This is a genomic window from Planococcus liqunii (assembly GCF_030413595.1).
In the GTDB taxonomy this organism is placed as follows: Bacteria; Bacillota; Bacilli; order Bacillales_A; family Planococcaceae; genus Planococcus; species Planococcus liqunii.
The window spans coordinates 3,440,955-3,457,311 of sequence record NZ_CP129238.1; the positions used below are offsets into that span (position 1 = coordinate 3,440,955).

Genomic DNA, 16,357 nt, shown 5'->3' on the forward strand with positions numbered 1-16,357 from the left:
TCATGGTTTCTCACCAACCTAAAAAGCTCAGCCGATGTTTTCGGCTGAGCTTTTTCATTTATTCCTTCATTGAAGATTGCAGCAAACTCGCTTTAGTCATTTTCCGGGTCGACTGCGATAACCATTTCCATATCCCAGTACAAATCGGAGCTTTGGGCATCGTCTTGGTGAACTTCCGCGGATAAGACGTTTTTGCCTTCAACCAGGTTATCCAAAAGGCTTTGATCCAACTGGATTCTTTCCACTTTTCCCGGTTCCGCCAGTTTTTTATCTGCTACATCATATAAATAATCGTCATAGGAGATGTCGCCTTCCGGCAGATTAAACCGGCCGATTTCTTCTCCGTTCAAATACAGGATAACACTGTCGTCGACCGTAAATTCAATGTATCCCTGGTCTTTAACTGCAGACAGATCGGCTAGTTCAAACTCGGTCCGGAAATAAGTGGTGGCATACTTATCGTATTCTTCCGGGCCGAATTCAACGACCGTCTGAATTTCACCGAATCCTTCATGCTCATCCCCTTCCGGGTAACCCAGCGGCGCATCTCCGGTTTCCCAGCTGCTGTCGTCAAATTCCGGCTCGCTCCATTCCGTACTTTGATCGGAACCGTCATCCAGGTAGGACCACTCGCTGTTTTTCTCGACGACTTTCTGCTCTTCGTGGTCCACGACGGAAAGCGTGAGTTCTTCAGATTTAAATGTCTTGCCTCCGATTACCACTTCCGCCCAAACCTTGACTTCCCCCGGCTCTGCAGTATCGGCCAGCGCCACTTTCCCATCTTTCCCGAAAGTCAGCTGGCCTTCTGGACTGCTCCGGTAATTGACTTGATCCGGCAGAATATCGTATTGCGTGCCCTCGACGTTCGTCCCTTTCACATCAAGATCCACTTCCGGGTAAAACGAAGTGGCTCGGGTTGGCAATACCGTTCCCGTTGAAGCCATCGCTATTTTCTCCAGTGCCGGAATCTCAACGGCGATTGAAGGATCTTTGATGATTTTATAAGAATCCACCGCTTCCAATGTATCTGTACGATACGTCGTGAACTCGAGGCTTGTCGGAGTTACATCTATGTTTGTGAAAGTGGTTTCTTCCAACTGTTCCCGCACCGCTGAATAAGGCTCCGTTTCCGGCTCAATGCCGTAGTATTTGCTGCCGCTTGAGGAGTTGGCGGTAAAATAAACCGTGCCTTCCGGGTTCACTGCGGCGCCGTCCTGCACCATCTGGTTTTTCAGCGGCTGCAATGCTTTCATCTGGTATGTGCGCACATAGGAATGGTCATGGCCCATCAGTACCGCATCAATGTCCAGTTCATCGATAGCCGGCACCAGGCTCTCTCTCAGCTTAATGATGTTTTCCGAATCGGAATGGGCAGCCGCACTGTAAATGGAATGATGGAATACGACAAACTTCCATTTAAACTCCTGCCCGGCAGTGGCGGCTATCGTTTCTTCCATAAATTGAATGTGTTCTTTCGCATTTTCATTGTTGGAGTTCAAATTCATGACCAGCGTGTCGCCGTAAGTGAAATAATAGTCGCCGCCTGAATTATCGTAATTTCCCAATTTGGGGTTTTGGTTAGGCACATTGAAATGAAATTCGTAATATTCGTTGTAGTCGTGATTGCCGACCGTAGTAGCGGTCGGATATCGGCGCAGAGCGTCCGGCGCAAAATAAGCGGCAAACTCTTTTTCCGAACTTCGATAGTCCACTTGGTCGCCTGCCGACTGGATAAAACTCGTATCGGGAAATTTCTCAAGCGCTTTGTTCAATGTGTTTTCCCAGCCCTGTCTATCCTCATGCGGATTGCCGGAAGCGCCGATTTGCGGATCGCCCATCAGCAGAAAGTTGTACGAATCCGTATTGCGCGTTTTAAAGCTGTAAGGTCCGCTCCAATTGCCCTTGCCGTCTCCCAGGCGGTAGATATACTCCGAGTCCGCTTCAATGCCGGTAATCTCCGCTTCATGCGCTGTAAAACCGAACGATGCCTTGTCCAAGGTTGCCTGGACCGAAGCGGCACCTTCCGGAAATTCGGCCGGCACACCGCTTTCAGCCTTTGCGAACTCGATTACGCCCGGCGTATTTGTTTTTGGAGAATACCAGGAAAAGTTAAAGCTTGTTTCATCAGCTCCGGGCGCAAAGGCGATGGAGACTGCAGGGTAAACATCTTTTTTCTCATATAAGGCCAGGAATTCTTCATCCCAGACGTTTAAGGACGCATATAATTTATCCTGATAAGACTGCCGCTGCTTGTCTGCCACTTTCTCAACGGGGCCGTATATCCCAAGTCCGGCTCTTTCCAGAAAGGCCTCGCTGCTCCACGTACTGAACGCCTCTTTTTCAGACGCTCCATTCAGCACCGCTTCTGCATGCGGCGTAAAAGAAGGAAATGCGATTAAAAGCCCAAAGGCTGCCAAACAAATGGTTTTTGCTGCTTTCGAAGTTCCAGGTGTTCTTGCCATGTTCATCGCTCCCAGCTGTCGTTTCGTCTGCTTTGCAATTAAAAATGCATAGTTTCGGTGTATAAAATGAAGAAATTCCAAATAGTTTTCTGACTTTTCATATTATTATACATGAAATTTGATGAATTGAAAGTGTTGACTAGGATTCTTGGACTACCAATAAGCCCTATAAATGTGACGAAAGCCGTTAATTATTTCATTTAACCGGGATATATGAAAATAAACCCATTATTATTTACGTAAAAATAAAAAAGCCCGGAAATTTCCGAGCTTTTGCAGCACAACTGATTCTTATTTGACGGTTCCAATATGGTCTATTGGAGAAATCCGGAACTTCACTTCCCCAATTACTGCTTCTTCCAGAATAAAACCGATCATGCGGGAATCTACACTGTTTAAGCGATTGTCGCCTAACACGAAATAGCATTCCCCCGGGACGGTAAATTCCCCAAAATCAGTTGTCAGCTTCGGATAACCATTCGTTTCCGCCCATTGCCGGTTTTCTTCAAGATAAGGTTCATTTACCGGTTTGCCGTTTAAGTACAACTGGTCGTCTTTCATCTCCACCCGGTCTCCCGGAATCCCGATTACCCGTTTGATGTAATTTTTCTGATCCGGAGCCACAAATACAATCATGTCAAAATTATCGATGCTGCTGATTTTGCTCAAGATGACTTTGTCGTCTTCTTCAAATGTGGGCATCATCGATTGTCCATGCACCGCTACCGGTTCAAACAAAAATTGGCGGGACAGCAGAACAATGGCAGCCGTCAAAATGATGATTTTCATCCAGGCAATCAGATCGTTTATCGCATCTTCGTTCATAGCCATCCCTCTCTTACCTTTTTCTCTTTTTATCATACTATAGCATCCGTCCGCATGCACTTTGCCTTTTGCTATTCACCTTTTGTCTTGCTACAATTGTGTAAATATTATAAAAAAAGGAGCAGAAAACTATGAAAACCTTGCCGACAAAAGATGTCATTTACAGTTTTTCATCGCTGAATCCCCCTGTTATGAACGCCAAACCGGGAGAAACGATCGTTATTGAAACTTACGATTGCTTTAAGAATCAAATCCAATCAGCAGATCAGGAAGTGGCGGCAATCGACTGGAACGAAATCAATCCGGCAACCGGACCGATTTTCATTGAAGGAGCAGACATTGGAGATCTGCTGAAAGTGACAATTGATGACCTGGAAATCGGAAATCAGGGTGTCATGGTAACGGGGCCGGAACTCGGAGTGATGGGCCACCGCATGGAAGCGATGGAGTCAAAAATCATTCCGATCCAGGACGGCAAAGCCATATTCAGCGACAAACTGCATTTGCCGCTGAATCCGATGATCGGCGTAATCGGCGTTGCTCCTGAAGGCAAACCGGTGTCCTGCGGCACTCCGGGCCCGCACGGGGGCAATATGGATACCAAACTGATCACCAAAGGCGCGACGCTCTACTTTCCGGTTTTTGCAGAAGGTGCGCTGTTTGCCTTAGGCGATTTCCACGCTGCCATGGGCGACGGAGAAGTCAGTGTGTCGGGAATTGAAGTGCCGGGACGCGCCACTGTCACTTTTGATGTCATCAAAGGAATCCATTCCAAATTTCCGATTCTGCAGAACGCGGACGGCTTCGCCATCCTTGTTTCGGCCATGACGCTTGATGAAGCGGTCAAAATCGCTGTTGAAGAAACCATTGACTTGCTGCTGCCGCATACCGATATGACCGTGAGCGAAATGACGATGCTGATGAGCGCTGCAGGCGAAGCCCAAATTAGCCAAGTTGTCGATCCACTCGTTACGGTGCGCTTTTTTGTGCCGCAGCATGTACTTGATTCTCTCAGCATTCAACTATTCAACTGAGGAGGCCCATTATGTTTAAAGGACAAAAAGTTCGCTTAACCGCCATGCGAACTGAAGATTTGCAGGATTACCGGGAGTGGAATGGCCAAGCAGGCTTCGCCCGCAACTACAATTCCAGCCCCATCCGTGAGTTGTCCGAGAAACAGGCCGCTGACTGGTTCAACGAACATTCGGACCGGGACTTCCGTTTTGCCATCCGTCCGCTTGGCCTTGACACCTTTATGGGCGTCTGTGCCATTGAGGATATCGAGTGGACGCACCGTGTCGGATGGCTGTCCATTGCCCTCGGACCTGAATTCCAGGGACATGGCTACGGCATCGACGCCATGCAGCTGATGATGTATTATGCCTGGAATGAATTGAATCTTCACCGGCTCCAGCTTACTGTGTTCGATTACAACCAGCCGGCAATTGCTATGTATGAAAAGCTGGGCTTTCAAAAAGAAGGCGTTTTCCGGGAGTTTTTGCAGCGCGACGGCAAACGCCATAATATGTATTTATATGGAAAATTAGCGTCAGAATCGTCCGACTTTTGAGCGAAACGCCATTCTGTGTTACACTCAAGAAAAAATGTAGGTGATTAGAATGGTAGGAAGAAATGATCCGTGCCCATGCGGCAGCGGCAAGAAATACAAAAAATGCCACGGAAAAGAACAATCCGTGTCCATTAACGATCTAGTAAACGATGAACTTTTTAAAGTTCGCCAGCAATTCTTTTCAGAAAATCCAAACCAGGCTCAACTTCCGGCTTTCCGCGAGCTTCAGCAGGCTTGGCAGCCCCGTTTAATGGAATCGATGGCAGAAAATGATGCGCAAGCATTCGTCATCGAAAACTTCTTGTTTATGCAAAAACCGGAGCTTTGGCAGGAGTTTTTAGTGAAGCACATTGACCTTGCTCAACGCCCAACTACTCAAGAAGTTCTTGAAAACTGGAAAAATGTCCGGGTATTCCTTGGACAATACGTCAAAGGTGACGAAGCAGCTGCTCAATTTAAAGATGCTTTCACTGGAGACGTTTATAAAATGACAGACCAGCCGCCGACCGATATGCAGGACGGCCAAGGATTACTGGCTATTTTGCTTCCGGATGCACGCATCGGTGAAGACGGCGCCTTGTTCTTGAATGGTTATCTGACGGTTGTGGGGGAATTCAATCCATTCTTTGAGCAGCTAAAAGCCAAAATGGCATCTGCCAATGCAACAGATGGCACTCAATATGTACACGAGCATTACCTCGAAGTGGTTGAAAGCATCGTTAAGTATTCAACCGGCACAGTGGATGAAAGCATTGAGCTTTCGCCTGAGCACGAATCCGTGATGGCTGAACTTCGCAAGCATATTGACCAAGCAGACTTTGACGCAGAAACTGTCGACAACGTCACGAGCATCTTGAACAGTTACCTGGTGAGCCAGCAGCCGACTGTCCAAAAACCGGAAGCACTTGTTGCCGGTTACTGGAGATTCCTGCAGGATCACGAACTGATTAAAGGGCCAATGCTTGCGCCAAAAGATTTAAGCGAAAAATTCAATGTTTCTTCAAGCACCATCTTGAAACGCTCTAAAGAATTCGGTTCTTATTTCGAAGAACTGCTAGCAAAAAATTAAAGCATAAAAAAGCAGCCTTTGCGGCTGCTTTTTTATGGTCTTTTTGAAATTATTTCCCTTCTTTTCTCCGGAACCGGATCAATATATAAACCAGTATCCCGGTCACGGCCAGAAACAGGTAAAGCCGCCAAAAAGAGAGATTCAGCCAATCGGCTGCTGCAAAACCGATGCCGTAATTCAAAAGGGTTAAAATCAATAAAATGATGCCCGCTGCAAAGAAAAACAAAGCCACTCCTTTTGAAAAGGTCTCCATTCCCTCAACTCCTCAAGCGGTTCAGAAAACAGCTTATCAACAGCCATTTTCTGAAAATAGCCATTTTAATAACGGTTTATGCACAAAATCAAAAAGTTATCCTTTTTTTCTGTGGACTAATGGCGATAAAGGCATTTATTCACATGTGGATAACTTTTTTACCATTTCTTATCCACAGCTTCAAAATTGCTTTTTTTAATTCGTCCGCGGTGTTTTCACACGCATTTTCCGGTGTTCTCTCCGGGCAGGCGCCGTATTGAAAAACAGCTTTTCCCCTTCAGATTCCGGAATGACTGACGGCACCGGTGTCGGTTTTCCATCGTCGCCCATCGCGACCATCGTCAAAAATGACTCGGTTGTCAGCTTTTCTTCACCGGTCTGCAAATTCTGGGATTTGACGCGGACGTACACTTCCATTGAAGTGCGCCCCGTCGATGTTACATTGGCTTCAAGTTCCAGTACATCGCCCACATGCGCTGATGACAAAAAGTCGACAGAGTCAATCGAAGCCGTAACGACAACTTGGCGGCGCGAATGCTTCATCGCTGTAATGCCGGCGATTTCATCAATATAGGCAAGGACCTTTCCGCCAAAAATCGAATTCATATGGTTTGTATCCGGCGGCAGCACCAATTTCGTCTGGATCGTCCGGGATTCTTTCATCATTCTACCTTCCATTTATAACACTCCTTCTTCTTCATGCTAACTTGCAAAAACGAAATCGGCAAGCTTTCTGGCTATGGTATATTAACCATAAGGGGGAATACAAATGACTGAATTTCTGCATATTTTAAATACACCTGAATTCCAATCGAAAGATACATTAAAACAACAGCTTCATCAATTGGGCATTAAAGCCGGCGATGCTCTGATTGTTCATTCTTCGTTAAAATCGATGGGCTGGATAGCCGGCGGCGCCCAAGCGGTAGTAGAAGCCTTATTGGAAACCATTACCGGCGAAGGAACCCTTGTCATGCCTTCCCAGTCCGCAGACAATTCCGATCCGGTTTACTGGATGAATCCACCGATACCGGAAAACTGGCATCAGCCGTTCCGTGACTACGCTCCAGCTTACGATCCGCATTTAAGCGAACTCCGTGGAATGGGCAAAATCGCGGAATGTTTCCACCGCCATCCCGAAACCATTCGCAGCCCTCACCCTGCGCATTCGTTTATCGCTAACGGCAAACAGGCTGCGTACTGGATGAGTGAACAACCGATTGACGATTCCTTCGGTAAAACATCTCCCCTTGCCAAGATGATGGAAAGCGATGTAAAAATCCTGTTGATCGGCACCGGCTTTGATTCGTGCACTGCGCTGCATTATGCAGAATTTGTCCAGGAAACACGGTCCAGCTCCCCGCAAGGCGCTGCAGTGAAAGTCAATGGCCAGCGCGTCTGGCAGACCTTTGATTGCGTTGACATGGATTCAGACCGGTTCCCGGAACTGGTAAAAGACTACCGGGGGGAAATTGCGACCGGGACGCTTGGGCAGGCAGAAGTAAAACTCGTGGAAATGCGGCCCCTGGTCGAATTCGGCATCGAATGGCTGCAAAAACATCCGGCTCCGATTGAAAAATAGCATGAACAAAAGCCGGCCCTCAGGGACCGGCTTTTGTTAAGAAAGGATTTCATCCAATAATTTTTCTAGTCTTTCATTATTAGCATTAAATGAGTCCACAAAAGCATTGATGATTTCAGCAGGCTCTGGAATCCTTTCCCACTCCAACTGGTAGCCGGCGTTCAAAGACAATTGCCGGGCAAATTCACGCACCGTGCGCCCATTTCCTTCACGGAAAGGATGCAGGGCATTCAATTCCGCCAAAAAATAAGCGAGCCGCGGGATGAATTTCTCTCGGGGCAAATCCTTCAAATAATTCTCTTTCGCCAATTCTTCAAAGATCTTGTACAACTCCGGTTCAATAAACTTTGGATGGGCGAACGAAGAAGATCCTTTTGAGATCATCTCTTGCCGAAGTTCACCGGCAAATGGATAGACATCCTGCAGAATGCTGCGGTGAATATCCAAAAATGCTTCCCGATCAAGCGGATCAGCGGGCTTATTGATCTTCAGTTCAGAAAGGCGGAAAAGCGCATACACCGTTTCCAGCTCTTTCAGCTTTTCCTCATCCAACAAGTTAAACTTATTGATCAACACGTCCGAATCGGGATAACAATACATGGAAGAGTGCCGGTACTTAGACATTGAATTTTGTCTTAATGGCCCGGTGGAATTGTGCTTCCGTCTGTTCACCAGTCAAGACCGACCGAACAAAGTTCTGATCCTCATTTGTCACGTTAAAACCTTCAGTGGTAAGCGAATGTGACGCATAGGAAATCGCATGGTTGGCTTGTTCACGGGAAACCCGGTTCACTAATTTCGTCAAAATCATGACCACCTTTCATTCTCCCATTATAGCATTTTTCGGCCCGGATTTCCATTGTGAACCCCGGATTAGAGCGGTTTTCGGGCTTAAAATCTCTTTAAAAAACAAGAAAAAATGCATGTAGAAAATAAGAAGAATAGTGTGCAAAAAACAAGAAAAACCGGATGCTTTTGCATCCGGTTCGAGCTTGTAGACGAAAGAATTTTTACGTGTGAGAAATGAATGAACATACAATAGGGCAACCCGAATCCTCCTTTTCAGCCGGACGCGTTCCGCGGGCTCGCGCCGAACTAACTCGGAACTTACGTCCCGAGTGGATTTCGGCACTTCGCTGTCCCGCTGGAGTCGCCGGCTTCCACTCCGGATTCTGAACATGAAGGCTATCCAGAGGTGTCGCTTTGCCTCTTGAGCTGTCTGTTTAAGCTTCAATCTGATTCACATTCACGATCAAATCAAAGAGAGGTGCCTCAACCGGTCCGGCCACGGAGACTCCTGTGGGACCAGCGAAAGCTGAAGGCCCCGGCAGGAAAGGCATTGGCCGAAGGCAGTGAGGCCAATCCTTTGCGACGAAGCTAGCGCAGCGATGCAGGAGCACATGTTTTTCAGCGACGAGGAGACTGAGGCTGAGCCCACGGAAAGCGAAGTGGCCGGTCCGGTTGGTTTATCCTTTACTATTCATTAAAGTTACACTTTGTCTACAGTCTGAAACCGGATGCTTTTGCATCCGGTTCTCCTTATTTTTGCTGCTGCAATTCTTTTGTTTCTTCCGATGTGAATGCACGCGATCTTGTTAAAAACCGCTTGCCTTCCACCCCTTCAAGAGAAAACATGCCGCCCCGCCCTTCAACGACGTCAATGATGAGCTGGGTATGGCTCCAGTAGTCAAATTGGTTTTTGTGCATATAGAATTTACTGCCGCCGATTTCCCCGAGCAGCACATCCTGGTCACCCAAAAACAAATCGCCTTCCGGATAGCACATAGGAGAGCTGCCATCGCAGCAGCCGCCTGATTGATGGAACATCACCGGTCCGTGCTTTTGTTTCAGCAGTTCAATCAGTTCGAGCGCCTCGTCCGTTGCGGTTACGCGTTCGACCATTTGTACCCCTTCTTTCTGGTAAAGAGAAAATTGGTTTTGCTGAAATGTCCTAAGGATTTTTAGCAATCCTAATAAGGCAGTTACGCCATCAGGAGTGGATCAAAAGAATCCTTGTTTGTTGTCGCTGTAGCTGACCAGCATGTTTTTCGTCTGCTGGTAGTGGTCAAGCATCATTTTGTGGTTTTCTCGGCCAATTCCCGACATTTTGTATCCGCCGAATGCCGCATGTGCTGGATACTGGTGGTAGCAGTTTGTCCATACACGGCCAGCCTGGATGCCGCGCCCGAAGCGATAAGCGGTATTGGTGTCGCGTGTCCAGATTCCTGCGCCCAGCCCGTACAAAGTATCGTTGGCAAGTTCAAGCGCTTCTTCTTTCGTTTTGAACGTCGTCACGGATACCACCGGTCCGAAAATTTCCTCTTGGAAGATGCGCATTTTGTTGTCGCCTTTGAAAACAGTCGGCTTAATATAGTAGCCTTCTGCCAAGTCGCCTTCTAAAATATTGCGGTCGCCGCCGATCAACACTTCAGCGCCTTCCTGCTTGCCGATATCCAGGTACGACATGATTTTCTCCATCTGTTCCTGGGAAGCTTGGGCACCCATCATCGTTTCAGGGTCAAGCGGGTTGCCGATCTTGATAGCGGCTACGCGTTTCAAGGCGCGCTCCATGAAGGCTTCGTAAATGTCTTCCTGGATCAGCACACGTGAAGGGCATGTGCATACTTCGCCTTGGTTTAAGGCGAACATGACAAAGCCTTCGATCGCTTTATCAAGGAAGGCGTCATCCTCGTCCATGATGTCCTTGAAGAAAATGTTCGGCGATTTGCCGCCAAGCTCTAAAGTTACCGGAATCAGGTTCTGAGAAGCGTATTGCATAATCATCCGGCCTGTTGTCGTTTCGCCGGTAAAGGCAATTTTGCTGATGCGCGGGCTGGAAGCAAGCGGTTTTCCGGCTTCGAGGCCGAATCCGTTTACGATATTCAACACACCCGGCGGCAGCAGGTCGCCAACCAGTTCAGCCCACACCAAAATGCTCGCTGGAGTCTGCTCAGCCGGTTTTAGCACAACACAGTTGCCTGCGGCCAGAGCTGGTGCAAGTTTCCAAGTAGCCATTAAAAGCGGGAAGTTCCAAGGAATAATCTGTCCCACAACTCCAAGCGGTTCATGGAAATGGTAGGCTACTGTATCTTCATCGATTTGGCTGATTGAACCTTCCTGTGCACGGACCACGCCGGCAAAATAACGGAAATGGTCAATTGCCAATGGCAAATCCGCATTCAAAGTTTCCCGGACCGCTTTTCCGTTGTCCCAAGTTTCCGCTACAGCCAACATTTCCAGGTTCTGTTCCATACGGTCTGCAATTTTAAGCAGGATATTCGAACGTTCTGTAGTGGAAGTGGTGCCCCATGCCGTTTTGGCTGCATGTGCTGCATCCAGCGCCGCTTCTACGTCTTCCGCTGTCGAACGGGCGATTTCCGTGAATTTCTTGCCGTTTACCGGCGACACATTATCAAAGTACTGGCCTTTGGCAGGTGCACGCCATTCGCCATTTATATAATTTTCATATCTTTCCTTAAATCTGCTTTTTGCGCCTTCTGTGTTTGGAGCTGAATACAATACCATTATGTTGCCTCCCCTTATAATTGGATTGCCTCTTTGTATGCGCTTACATCCTGTAGAACAAAAGATGCAAAGCATCGAGACGGCTTCCCTTCTATATTGTCAAATTTATCGGAAAATTGCAACCTTTTATTTGGAAACTGCCTTCCCTTCTGTTCTGCCGTTTTGTTTAAAGGCCTATAAGGGTATAATAAAGACAGTGAAAAGAAATATGCATTCGAAGGGATTTTTTTATGAGAATAAATAAGTTTTTAAGTGAAACAGGGATTACTTCAAGACGCGGAGCGGATAAATTCATTGAAGATGGGCGCGTTGCAATTAACGGCCAGCCCGCTGAACTTGGCAGCAAAGTCCAGCCTGGCGATGAAGTGCGTGTCGATGGCAAAGTCATCGAACAACCGGATCAGGAATACGTTTATATCGCCCTTAACAAACCTGTCGGCATCACCAGTACAACAGAACGCCACATTAAAGGGAATATCGTTGACTTCGTCAATCACCCGTTGCGGATCTTCCATATCGGCCGTCTCGACAAAGATTCAGAAGGCCTTATTTTATTGACCAACGACGGCGATGTTGTAAATGAAATCCTGCGGGCAGAAAACGAACATGAAAAAGAGTATATCGTTCGTGTGGATATGCCGGTAACCGAGTCTTTCCTGAAGAAAATGGCAGAAGGCGTGGAAATTCTCGACACGAAAACTTTGCCTGCAAAAACAGAGAAATTGTCCAAATACTCTTTCCGTATTGTTTTGCAGCAAGGCTTGAACCGGCAAATCCGCCGGATGTGCAGCGCGCTGGGCTATGAAGTGCGGGCACTTCAGCGGATCCGGATCATGAACATTCATCTTGGCGATTTGCCGGTTGGCGAGTGGCGGGACTTGACCGATAAAGAACGCAAGGATTTGTTTAAAGCGTTGGACTATAAACCGAAACGATAGGAGAATCCGGAATGCTTACAATGACAAATACTCCGAACCATACAGGCGTTAAAATAAGCGGTGATTACTTTGATCTCGACGAATTGAACCAGGCGATTTACCATGTGATCGGCGATGAGAATAAATACTACGATTATGCCGGCTCGCGCATGCGGATTCTCGGAATTTCCTACGAAATCCGCCATGCTGCACAAGGAGACCGCAATGTGGAATCTGTTTTCAACGGCTTGCATGACCATACCAAAAAACAGCACAGCTTTATTGCTCCGGATAAAAATATTTATTTTTCCACTGAAGTGCTGTGGCCGGAAATCCTGTATGCTGCCATTGCATTGAAAGATTTTGTCCGGCTCCACCGCGAAGACGCAAAATTCCCGGACTGGAACAGCCATCTGCACGTCATTGGCCGTTTTCAGTCATTGGTGCTCGACTGCCTGCACGGCCAAGTTCCCGAAGAAGAATATCAGGCAATCTTAAAAGCGTTCCAGCAAGCGGCTCCAGTGGAAGAATACGCCATTCAATACATTGACTTCTTAAATTTAAAATTTATCGGCATGCCGAAAAAACAGCGTGAAAAGAGCCTGGCTGCTGTAGCCCTGAAAATTGCCATGCAAGACAACGACTATCTGGCATTCCGCAATCAGGTGCTGGAAGCTGCGAACCCCAATAAAGTGCCTATTCACGAAGTCAGGCTTCAGGCAGAATACCCGGATGAAATTGAGTGGTAAAATCAAAAAGGCTGGCCGATAAGTCTATTATTCGACTTATGCGCCAGCCTCTTGCTTTTAACTAAAATTCGATTGTTTCTATTCCTCCGCCGTAACGGAGTTGGCCTTCATCATTTTAAGGCATTCCTTTTTTCAGCGTTTGGTTTGAATAACCATTAAATCACTTGCCTCTAACGCTGCCAGGCTGTGCTTTTCAAGCGGGGCCATATATAGAACCTGCTGCGGAGACACTTCCACAGTTTCTCCCTCGACAGTAAAATTCACTTTTCCACTTTTTGCAATAATGGTGACATCTGCATCCACTGCGTGCTCCGGGATGGTCTCTCCTGTTTGCAGCTGGATATTAATGATCTTCGTTTTTTCTACATTAAGTACCGGCTGAATCTTTTTCGTTTTATCATTCAAGTGATAAGGAGTAGCAATCAACTCCATTTCCCCATCCCCTTTCTTTTGTCCTTTAACTATACCCGTAGACCTCTAGATCCAACCGTTTGCTTTATGCTTTAAGTGCTTCTTGGCGGTTTCCCCAGTTTCCGTTTAACAGTGACTTGCCAAAGGGTATGTTTCTTATAAGAAAACTTATCAATAAGATCGGGAGTTGAATAGATATGGTGAAACGATTTATTCCATTTTTGCTCATTTTAAGCTTGGCGGCTTGCGGCGGTGAAAACGCAGAGCTTACGGAAGAAGGCCAGACCGAAGTCACGGCTCCGGAGGGTGAATTGGATCCAACCGCTCCAGAAGATGTCGATGAAGCAGAACCTACTACATTCAGCGCATTGGCAGGCGGTGACGTAGCTGAAGGGGCAGCTGTCATTTTAGCCGGAAACGTGGAAGAATTGACCGACGACGGTGCATTTCCCGCATTTATCCTAACGGACGGCAAAGAGAAGGTGTTTGTCCGCAATATGGCCGAAACACCAGTCGAAGCAGGTGATGCGGTGACTGTCCACGGAATCTACGACGGCGTAGCAGAAGAAGACATGCCGCTTATTTCAGCTTCTGTAATTGAAGTGGATTAAAGGTTGAACGGCGCATTAAAAACCCAGCTCAGTTCATTCTTGAGCTGGGTTTTTTCATGACAAAAGGAATCCGGTCCTGGCACCGGATTCCTTTGGCCTAAATCGTTTGCTGATGTTACTGGACTAATTGGATAAATTGGCGCGTCCGCTCATTTTTCGGGTTTTCGAAAAAGGTTTTGGGATCGGCCGATTCGATGATGACGCCTTTGTCGAGCATAATAATGCGGTCGGCCACTTCTTTGGCGAACTTCATTTCATGCGTGACGACAACCATCGTCATGCCCTCTTCCGCCAGCTGCTTCATAACCTGCAGCACCTCCCCGACCAATTCCGGGTCGAGTGCCGATGTCGGTTCGTCAAACAGCAGAACTTTCGGCTGCATCGCCAACGCCCGGGCAATTGCCACACGCTGTTTTTGACCGCCTGAAAGCTTGCTCGGATAAACATTTGCTTTTTCTGCCAGCCCTACTTTTTCAAGCAGTTCCATGCCGAGCTGTTTTGCTTTTTCCTTGTCCATCTTCTTTACTGTGACAGGTGCTTCAATCACGTTCTCCAAAGCCGTTTTATGCGGGAAAAGATTAAAATGCTGGAACACCATTCCCACATCGGCGCGAACATCCGCCAGCTTGTCTTTTTTCGGATTGATGACTTTGCCGTCAATCGTAATTTTCCCGCTGTTCATTTCTTCTAAAAAGTTGAAACAGCGCAGGAGCGTACTTTTGCCCGATCCACTGACACCGACAAGAACAACCACTTCCTGCGGCTTCACATGCAGATCGATGCCTTTTAGCACTTCCAAATCCCCGAAGGACTTATGGATGTTTTCTCCAATAATCATGATGTGTCCTCCTTTACGCTTTGTCTACATCCAGTCTGTTTTCATACCATCTGACAATATACGTGAAAATCATAACCAGAACTAAGTAATAGAAACCGACTACTATAAATGTTTCAAATTGCTTAAATGAACTCGCTGCTGAACGGTTGGCCACGGAAAACAGCTCCGCTACCCCGATCATCCAAACAAGAGAAGAATCTTTCAGGGTGATGATAAACTGATTGCCAAGCGGCGGAATAGAGCGGCGCAGCGCCTGCGGAAAAACAATTCTCCGCATCGCCTGGTTGTTTGTCATACCAAGAGCCCGGCTTGCTTCTGTCTGTCCATAATCAATGCCCTGGATGGCACCACGGAATATCTCGGCAATATATGCCCCGTTATGCACCCCGAGCGCAATCGCGCCTGCCCAGAAGTTATCCAAAACGATGATCTGGGTGATCCCGAAATACAAGAACATGATTTGAACCAATAACGGAGTTCCCCGAATAATCGTGATGTACAGATTGGCGATGCCTTGCAGGATCTTGGATTTCGATATTTTCATCAGTGCAAAGACCAAGCCCAGCACGGTACCGAGAACAATCGAAATCGCTGTTAGTTCGAGCGTAATGATGACGGCTTCCAAAAAGCCCGGATAAGTCGTTTTAAAAATATCAAATATCGTCTGAATGGTCTCCATGCCTATTCCCCTCTCTCAGTTTAGCGCAGAACTTCAATTCCTTCTGTTTCCACTTCGAGAAGGTTCGTGCCGAACCATTTTTCAGAGATTTCCGCGTATGTTCCATTCTCGATGATTGCATCCAATGCTTTGTTGATTTCTTCTAATAGCGCTTTGTCTTCCGGACGCACAGCAATTGCTGCTTCTTCAATCCATAAGTTTTCGCCGATATCTTTGATTTTCAATCCGGCTTTTTGAGCTTCAAATCCGACAACGTCAGCCGTTATGACTGCATCTACGCGCCCTGGCTCCAATTCCTGCAAAGCGACAACATCACTGTTGTAGTACTCGATGTCGTCCGTAAATTCTTTAGCAGCTGGTTCATATGTCGTTTGGGCAACAATCCCGATTTTTTTGCCTTCAAGGTCTGCCGGCTCCTTGATTTCGGTATTGCCTTCAGCCACCCAGATCTTGCCGCCTGACAAGTAGTAAGGGTCTGAGAATGCAACCGTCTTTGCACGTTCATCCGTAATAGCCATAGATCCGATAACGGCGTCATATTTCTTGCCAATCAAACCTTGAATGATCGTTTCAAATGGATTTGTTACCGGGTTATGCTCCAATCCCATTTCTTCTGCTAATGCAGCACCGATTTCGATATCAAAACCAGTCTGCTTTCCGCCTTCTTCATAATTGAATGGTTTATAAAGTCCGCTGGCTGCTGTAGTGAACTTGCCTTCTTCCAATAGGCCGAGCTCATTTCCTCCGCCTTCAGTGCTTGATCCTTCCGAACCGGATGAGTCTTCTGATCCTCCGCAAGCTGCCAATAACAATCCTGCTGAAAAAATTACACTTAAAAATGATAATTTCTTTTTCATCTTATTCTC

The 16,357-nt window shown here is 47.1% G+C and carries 19 protein-coding genes; 7 read left to right on the forward strand and 12 right to left on the reverse strand.

The genetic code is table 11. The features are described 5' to 3' along the window. Positions 1–92: 92 nt before the first annotated feature. Both QWY22_RS17025 and lepB read right to left on the reverse strand, forming a co-directional pair. Positions 93–2,462 carry a purple acid phosphatase family protein gene (locus QWY22_RS17025; RefSeq protein WP_300982009.1) on the reverse strand — a complete coding sequence of 790 codons (2,370 nt, stop codon included), beginning with the start codon at positions 2,460–2,462 and terminating at the stop codon, positions 93–95. A 291-nt stretch (positions 2,463–2,753) separates the two neighbouring features. After that, positions 2,754–3,287, reverse strand: a complete 534-nt coding sequence (gene lepB / locus QWY22_RS17030) for a signal peptidase I (RefSeq protein WP_300982010.1) — start codon at positions 3,285–3,287, stop codon at positions 2,754–2,756. 131 nt (positions 3,288–3,418) lie between these two features. On the opposite strand from lepB, the gene QWY22_RS17035 reads away from it, so the two are divergent. Genes QWY22_RS17035 through QWY22_RS17045 form a run of 3 tightly spaced genes read left to right on the forward strand, consistent with a single transcriptional unit; the run spans position 3,419 to position 5,926 of the window. Then, the gene (locus QWY22_RS17035) at positions 3,419–4,321 is read left to right on the forward strand and encodes an acetamidase/formamidase family protein (RefSeq protein ID WP_300982011.1); all 903 of its coding nucleotides are present in this window, start codon (positions 3,419–3,421) and stop codon (positions 4,319–4,321) included. Positions 4,322–4,332: 11 nt separating this feature from the next. Continuing rightward, entirely contained in the window at positions 4,333–4,857 is a 525-nt protein-coding gene (locus tag QWY22_RS17040) for a GNAT family N-acetyltransferase (protein WP_300982012.1), read from the forward strand. Between the two features lie 49 nt (positions 4,858–4,906). Continuing rightward, on the forward strand, positions 4,907–5,926 hold the full coding sequence (locus QWY22_RS17045; protein ID WP_300982013.1) for an SEC-C metal-binding domain-containing protein: 1,020 nt from the start codon (positions 4,907–4,909) through the stop codon (positions 5,924–5,926). 49 nt (positions 5,927–5,975) lie between these two features. Here QWY22_RS17045 and QWY22_RS17050 read toward each other — a convergent pair whose 3' ends face one another. After that, positions 5,976–6,179 (reverse strand): hypothetical protein, encoded by a 204-nt coding sequence (locus QWY22_RS17050; RefSeq protein WP_300982014.1) that lies wholly within the window; start codon positions 6,177–6,179, stop codon positions 5,976–5,978. Positions 6,180–6,374: 195 nt separating this feature from the next. After that, positions 6,375–6,857, reverse strand: coding sequence for an acyl-CoA thioesterase (locus QWY22_RS17055; RefSeq protein WP_300982015.1), 483 nt, complete (start codon positions 6,855–6,857; stop codon positions 6,375–6,377). 91 nt (positions 6,858–6,948) lie between these two features. Here QWY22_RS17055 and QWY22_RS17060 point away from each other — a divergent pair, with 91 nt between their 5' ends. Beyond that, a complete protein-coding gene (locus QWY22_RS17060) occupies positions 6,949–7,761 on the forward strand; it encodes an AAC(3) family N-acetyltransferase (protein ID WP_300982016.1) in 813 nt (270 codons plus the stop codon). Between the two features lie 36 nt (positions 7,762–7,797). Here QWY22_RS17060 and QWY22_RS17065 read toward each other — a convergent pair whose 3' ends face one another. From QWY22_RS17065 to adh, 4 genes are all read right to left on the reverse strand, one after another. Beyond that, positions 7,798–8,385, reverse strand: a complete 588-nt coding sequence (locus QWY22_RS17065) for a Fic/DOC family protein (RefSeq protein WP_300982017.1) — start codon at positions 8,383–8,385, stop codon at positions 7,798–7,800. Next, positions 8,378–8,572 carry a hypothetical protein gene (locus tag QWY22_RS17070; protein WP_224074868.1) on the reverse strand — a complete coding sequence of 65 codons (195 nt, stop codon included), beginning with the start codon at positions 8,570–8,572 and terminating at the stop codon, positions 8,378–8,380. Before QWY22_RS17070 ends, QWY22_RS17065 begins: the two co-directional genes overlap by 8 nt. Positions 8,573–9,300: 728 nt before the next feature. Continuing rightward, positions 9,301–9,663 (reverse strand): DUF779 domain-containing protein, encoded by a 363-nt coding sequence (locus QWY22_RS17075; protein WP_224074697.1) that lies wholly within the window; start codon positions 9,661–9,663, stop codon positions 9,301–9,303. Positions 9,664–9,762: 99 nt separating this feature from the next. Then, complete coding sequence (adh, locus tag QWY22_RS17080; RefSeq protein ID WP_300982018.1) at positions 9,763–11,286, reverse strand: aldehyde dehydrogenase; 1,524 nt, start codon at positions 11,284–11,286, stop codon at positions 9,763–9,765. Positions 11,287–11,516: 230 nt separating this feature from the next. Here adh and rluF point away from each other — a divergent pair, with 230 nt between their 5' ends. After that, the gene (rluF, locus tag QWY22_RS17085; protein WP_300982019.1) at positions 11,517–12,224 is read left to right on the forward strand and encodes a 23S rRNA pseudouridine(2604) synthase RluF; all 708 of its coding nucleotides are present in this window, start codon (positions 11,517–11,519) and stop codon (positions 12,222–12,224) included. A gap of 11 nt (positions 12,225–12,235) precedes the next feature. After that, complete coding sequence (locus QWY22_RS17090) at positions 12,236–12,952, forward strand: DUF6904 family protein (RefSeq protein WP_300982020.1); 717 nt, start codon at positions 12,236–12,238, stop codon at positions 12,950–12,952. A 132-nt stretch (positions 12,953–13,084) separates the two neighbouring features. Here QWY22_RS17090 and QWY22_RS17095 read toward each other — a convergent pair whose 3' ends face one another. Beyond that, positions 13,085–13,384: a cupin domain-containing protein gene (locus QWY22_RS17095; RefSeq protein WP_300982021.1), complete on the reverse strand. Its 300-nt coding sequence runs from the start codon at positions 13,382–13,384 to the stop codon at positions 13,085–13,087. Positions 13,385–13,560: 176 nt separating this feature from the next. On the opposite strand from QWY22_RS17095, the gene QWY22_RS17100 reads away from it, so the two are divergent. Then, a complete protein-coding gene (locus QWY22_RS17100) occupies positions 13,561–13,974 on the forward strand; it encodes a hypothetical protein (RefSeq protein WP_300982022.1) in 414 nt (137 codons plus the stop codon). Between the two features lie 115 nt (positions 13,975–14,089). Here QWY22_RS17100 and QWY22_RS17105 read toward each other — a convergent pair whose 3' ends face one another. From QWY22_RS17105 to QWY22_RS17115, 3 genes are read right to left on the reverse strand one after another with little or no spacing between them, the layout of a single operon-like run. Continuing rightward, positions 14,090–14,812: an amino acid ABC transporter ATP-binding protein gene (locus tag QWY22_RS17105; protein ID WP_036805155.1), complete on the reverse strand. Its 723-nt coding sequence runs from the start codon at positions 14,810–14,812 to the stop codon at positions 14,090–14,092. Between the two features lie 13 nt (positions 14,813–14,825). Continuing rightward, on the reverse strand, positions 14,826–15,491 hold the full coding sequence (locus QWY22_RS17110) for an amino acid ABC transporter permease (RefSeq protein WP_036805157.1): 666 nt from the start codon (positions 15,489–15,491) through the stop codon (positions 14,826–14,828). A 20-nt stretch (positions 15,492–15,511) separates the two neighbouring features. Then, on the reverse strand, positions 15,512–16,348 hold the full coding sequence (locus QWY22_RS17115; protein ID WP_300982023.1) for a transporter substrate-binding domain-containing protein: 837 nt from the start codon (positions 16,346–16,348) through the stop codon (positions 15,512–15,514). Between the last annotated feature and the right edge of the window lie 9 nt (positions 16,349–16,357).